The organism is Gilliamella sp. CG25, from assembly GCF_046635705.1.
Classification (GTDB): Bacteria; Pseudomonadota; Gammaproteobacteria; order Enterobacterales; family Orbaceae; genus Gilliamella; species Gilliamella apicola_I.
Window position 1 is genome coordinate 1 of sequence record NZ_JBIDFJ010000027.1, and the last position, 1,100, is coordinate 1,100.

Consider the following 1,100-nt stretch of genomic DNA (forward strand, 5'->3'; position numbering starts at 1 on the left):
ATATTCATGCATATTTACAGGATAAACTGGCACATAATGAACGTTTTGTGGTTCGCTCTAAACATCCTCGTAAAGATGTGGAATCTGGTCTGTATTTATATGATCATTTAAAAAATCAGCCAGAACTGGGTGGCTATCAGATTTCAATTCCACAGAAAGGCGTTGTTGATAAACGCGGTAAACGTAAAAATCGTCCGGCTCGCAAAGCGAGTCTGAGCTTACGCTCTGGTCGCATTACCCTGAAACAGGGTAATATCACCCTGAATGCCGTGTTAGCGGAAGAAATTAATCCTCCTAAAGGCGAAACACCACTGAAATGGCTGCTGCTGACAAGTGAACCAGTTGAATCTTTAGCACAGGCACTGCGCGTGATCGATATATATACACATCGTTGGCGTATCGAAGAATTTCATAAAGCATGGAAAACCGGCGCGGGCGCGGAACGTCAGCGCATGGAAGAACCGGATAATTTAGAACGCATGGTGAGTATCCTGTCTTTTGTGGCCGTTCGCTTATTACAGCTGCGCGAATCTTTTACCCCTCCACAGGCCTTACGTGCTCAGGGTCTGCTGAAAGAAGCCGAACATGTTGAATCTCAGAGCGCCGAAACCGTTCTGACACCTGATGAATGTCAGTTATTAGGTTATTTAGATAAAGGCAAACGCAAACGCAAAGAAAAAGCCGGCTCATTACAGTGGGCCTATATGGCGATTGCACGCTTAGGCGGTTTTATGGATTCTAAACGAACGGGCATTGCCTCTTGGGGTGCCCTGTGGGAAGGTTGGGAAGCACTCCAGAGCAAACTGGATGGCTTTCTGGCCGCCAAAGATTTAATGGCCCAGGGTATCAAAATCTAACTCGAGCACCACCACCACCACCACTGAGATCCGGCTGCTAACAAAGCCCGAAAGGAAGCTGAGTTGGCTGCTGCCACCGCTGAGCAATAACTAGCATAACCCCTTGGGGCCTCTAAACGGGTCTTGAGGGGTTTTTTGCTGAAAGGAGGAACTATATCCGGATTGGCGAATGGGACGCGCCCTGTAGCGGCGCATTAAGCGCGGCGGGTGTGGTGGTTACGCGCAGCGTGACCGCTACACTTG

Annotated in this window: 1 pseudogene; it reads left to right on the forward strand. The window is 48.8% G+C overall.

What is annotated here, in order from left to right:
* Positions 1 to 857, forward strand: a pseudogene (locus ACGH6P_RS10975) (IS4-like element IS50R family transposase); the annotation flags it as partial.
* Positions 858 to 1,100: the final 243 nt, after the last annotated feature.